We start from the raw sequence: 3,764 nt of genomic DNA, 5'->3' as shown, positions 1-3,764 counted from the left end.
TGTCGTTTTAGTTTCATGGGTGGATTCGGCCGAAATCGCCTCTCTCGTCGAGGAAATTTCCATTTAATCGGTGGACCGGCCTCTTGCTCAATCTGTGGACTCGTTCTGCGCTGGCTTCAATCGTGCGCTTTCCTTTGCGGTTCCGCGCATCTCGACTTTGCGCCAGCCACGGCATAGGGGCCGCACGCCGAAACAGGACGAGGGCAGCCTCCGGCAGGACCGCGCCAGGCACGAGTTCTGCCCCGAAAAGATCATGCAAGATCACCAGCGTCAGAGCCCGCCAGCGCACCGAGAGATGCTGGAGTGGCGCAGAGCCACCCACGGCAGCGCGAGCCTCATAAGGGCAATTCCATCCCGATTGCTCGAACCAGAGTGCAAGGACCGGTCTAGCCGCGCCGTCGCGATCGAGCGGTGCCCACAGAGTACGAATTGCTTGCTCGAGGCGAACAAGGCGGCTTGGGTCACGTCTGATGATCCTACTGATCTGACGTTGGAACTCGAGGACACCAATGGCGAAATCCCTCTTCGATGAACCCTCCTCCCCTCCCCTGCTGGTCAGAACGGCGTCGCACTTGCGACAGAAGGGGCGCAGCATGCCGTTCAGCATGCGAAAGGAAAGCCGCAGCCGGCCGCGACAAGTGGGACAGAGGTCCAGGAACATTGTCCGGTGCGCCGGGCAAACCACCTGTTCCGCCAAACGCCAATGCCCCCGCAGATAGGCATCGCGACAGGCAGCAACATCAGCATCGAAACAGGCAAGACAAACCGGCACAATCTCGGTCAGCAACCAGCCCTCCGGCCGATCAGGATATCGGGAAGCCAGTGACCTGCGCCGAAGCCGTTCCGGATCGATCCTGCAAGCCTGAGCCCAAAGCCTGAGCAACTCCATATCCGGCGCCACATCGTCAACCTGCCGCGCGCCTGCGTCTCTACCCCCCTGCCCCGCCAGGTACACCATCAGCTCTCGCGGCTCCGACCCGTAGCGCGCGGCGACCCGCGCCATCCAGGACGAGAGCAGTTCGTCCATGAACGGACGCGGCGCGACGGGCAGTCGGGCCGACACCATCATGCCCCGACCCGTTGTTGCACGGGCTTGCCCCGCCGCCGAGAGGTCTGGGTCATCGAGACCAGCGGCAGCACCAAATTGTCGCCAAAACTATCCGCGTCGAGGCGCTCCTTCCCCGACCGGACCGCATCTTCCGCCGCCGTTTCGATCAGGCGGAAGATACGCGCCGTCACGCCCGAGGTCAGCTTGTGAATCCGCTCTCTGGCCTCCCCGCTGATCAGATCGGATGCCTCGCGCAAGGGCAGGATGCGTTCGAAGCTTTTCAGGAGCCCGGCGAAGGCGGCATCGTTCTGCCAGGGCTTGAGATGGAACGCCTCGAAGCGCTCGGCCAGTTGTGCATCGGTCAGCAGGGCCTGCCGGGCCAGATCCGTGCCGGCACAAACCAGTGGAATCCGCAGGTCATTGGCCAGAAACCGGATCGCATTGAGAAAGATGCGCTGTTGACGGAAGGTGCCGGCCAGCATGCCGTTCACCTCATCGAGAATGATCATCTTAGCCCCTACGGTCCGCAGCAACGACCGGCAGATATCCTTCTCGCGGGCGAGCGTGCCGCCCACCATGGCCGGCGCACCCATGCTGGCCATGAGTTCGCGGTAGAGATCGCGCTCGATGGGCTCAGAAGGCACCTGCGCGACAACCACCGGGCGGTGGTCAACGCCGGTCACCTGGCTGAACTTCGGCGGGTGATCACGTTCGAACTTGCGCACGATCTTGGTCTTTCCCATGCCAGTTTCGCCATAGATCAACAAGCACGGCATCCGGTCACGCGGCGGATAGGTCAGCAGATTCTCCAGACGTGCCAGGGCTGCCCCGGACTGCTCGAATCCAATCCAGCGGTCGGCCCGGATCCAGGCGATGCGCTCATCGTCCGGAAGTGCCGCGAACTGGCGGTACGCCGGATCGAGATGTGCAAATGCGCTGTCCTCGGTCACGACCATTCCTCAACATAGAAACCCGGGTGGTCCCTGAGCACATTTTCGTTTTCCTCTGGTCTCGGATCGGCATCATCGGCCTCGTAGGCCCCTACCCCATCAAGCGCTCGGTCCCGTCTCTCGGAAAACCGCCTGGCCTCCCGTGTCCTACTGCTGGCCGCGTCTACCAGGGCGCGCTGTTCCTCGATCACCGCGAATATGAGGGCTTCATCCTCGAGCGCTCGCCCGCGCTCGCGCAAAATCGTCTGCGCACGGCGATGTTCCGCAAGGGTGATCGACGGATGGCGCAGATCCGCAAATCGAACAGGGTAGCGCTGACCCTCAGGGCTACGGACAAAGATCGTAGAGAGGTCACGAGGATCGTAGGACACCCGCAATTGCCGGCCCTGCCGACCTGCCCAGAGGCTCAGGACATCGTCCCAATACCGCAGGCCGAAGAGATGGATGCCATCGCGGCGCACCATGCGTTCCGTGCTCGGCAGGAAGTCGATCTGGAACCCCTCCGGATCGTAAGGCCGGCGCAATGGTGCCTCGCGCCGCCCATAGGCCTCGTGCCAGGCCGCGATTGGCGGAATCCCGAGTGCACGGTGCCGTTCAGCATGATAACGGGTGATTTCCAGCGCCAACCAGTGCTCCAGTTCGTCGAGCGTCATCGTCGACTTTACCACGGAATCGTAGTCGCCACGGTCCTTGATGCTGCTGAAGGTCGATCCCGGCAGCAGGTGGACCGCCCCCATCATCGTGCCGATCAGACGCTCGATGTGACCGCCGTAGTGCGGCGCCCCAATCGGTCGGTACTGCAGCGAAATCCCGTGCTCCTCGGCGCCCCGCTTCATCGCCTTCGAACGGAATTCCCTGGCATTGTCGACGTGAATGGTCTCCGGCAATCCCTCCGCGGGCCAGTCCGCGTCGATCCCCAGGCTCTCCAGCCAGTCGAGTTTGGGCTGCACCAGGTGCTGAATGGCCAGTGCCACCGACAAGGCCGACGGCGGCTCCAACGTCAGATAGAATCCCGCAACCATGCGGCTGGCAACGTCGATGGCGAGCGTCAGCCAGGGCCGCTGCAAAGGTTCTCGATGAACCCGGTCCACGACAATGACATCCACCAGCGTGTGGTCGATCTGAACCACTTCATAGGCCCGTTCGACCTGATAGCTGCCTGGCACCGGGTGATGGCGCTGGCGAGAGGCCTTAGCGCCCTCACGCGCAGCGGCGAGCTCCGCCGGATCTATCGCCGCCACACGGTCCCGCAGCGTGGTCCAGCACGGGGGACGCAGACCCCTCTGACTGCACCGTCTGCGCACCTCCTTTTGCAGGGCGTTGACGCTCGGCTTCTGGAGGGATTTGTAGAAATCCTCGATCGCCCCCGAAATCACCGTTTCAATCTCGTCAGGCAGCCGACGGCTGCCCGTCGGTGTTCCGACTTGAGCCGCCAACAAAGAACTGGCGACCGGGCGCGCCTTGTACGCTGCGATCAACTCGTACAAGCGGGAGCGCTTGAGACCAAGATCGCGGCAGGCCTTGAGAAATTCGGCGCGGTCCGGTGAAGCCTTGCTTGCAAGGCGGCGGATCACAGCTTCTCGCGCGACCGCCTGTTCCCATGCTGCATCGTCGACGGCGTTGATGTCTGATCGATCGACCATGGCCAAACCCGGAAAATAAGTGTCTTATGTCCGATAATGAAACTATAATCCGGGAATGAAACAAGAACATGAACATAATGATATCAATACGTTAGTGTCCACCAATGGAACAAGAACGACATG

Annotated in this window: 3 protein-coding genes; all 3 read right to left on the bottom strand. The window is 62.1% G+C overall.

Going from position 1 to position 3,764, the window contains the following annotated elements; genetic code table 11:
- Nucleotides 1-13: 13 nt before the first annotated feature.
- Genes ABIE58_RS20065 through ABIE58_RS20055 form a run of 3 tightly spaced genes read right to left on the bottom strand, consistent with a single transcriptional unit; the run spans nt 14 to nt 3,641 of the window.
- Nucleotides 14-1,027, bottom strand: coding sequence for a TniQ family protein (locus ABIE58_RS20065; RefSeq protein ID WP_354546383.1), 1,014 nt, complete (start codon nt 1,025-1,027; stop codon nt 14-16).
- A 38-nt stretch (nt 1,028-1,065) separates the two neighbouring features.
- Nucleotides 1,066-2,004, bottom strand: coding sequence for a TniB family NTP-binding protein (locus ABIE58_RS20060; RefSeq protein ID WP_354546382.1), 939 nt, complete (start codon nt 2,002-2,004; stop codon nt 1,066-1,068).
- Nucleotides 1,995-3,641: a TnsB C-terminal domain-containing protein gene (locus ABIE58_RS20055; RefSeq protein WP_354546381.1), complete on the bottom strand. Its 1,647-nt coding sequence runs from the start codon at nt 3,639-3,641 to the stop codon at nt 1,995-1,997. Before ABIE58_RS20055 ends, ABIE58_RS20060 begins: the two co-directional genes overlap by 10 nt.
- Nucleotides 3,642-3,764 lie beyond the last annotated feature (123 nt).

The sequence above is a fragment of the Roseovarius sp. MBR-78 genome (genome assembly GCF_040547535.1).
Classification (GTDB): Bacteria; Pseudomonadota; Alphaproteobacteria; order Rhodobacterales; family Rhodobacteraceae; genus Roseovarius.
This window is presented reverse-complemented; position numbering and strand designations above follow the sequence as displayed.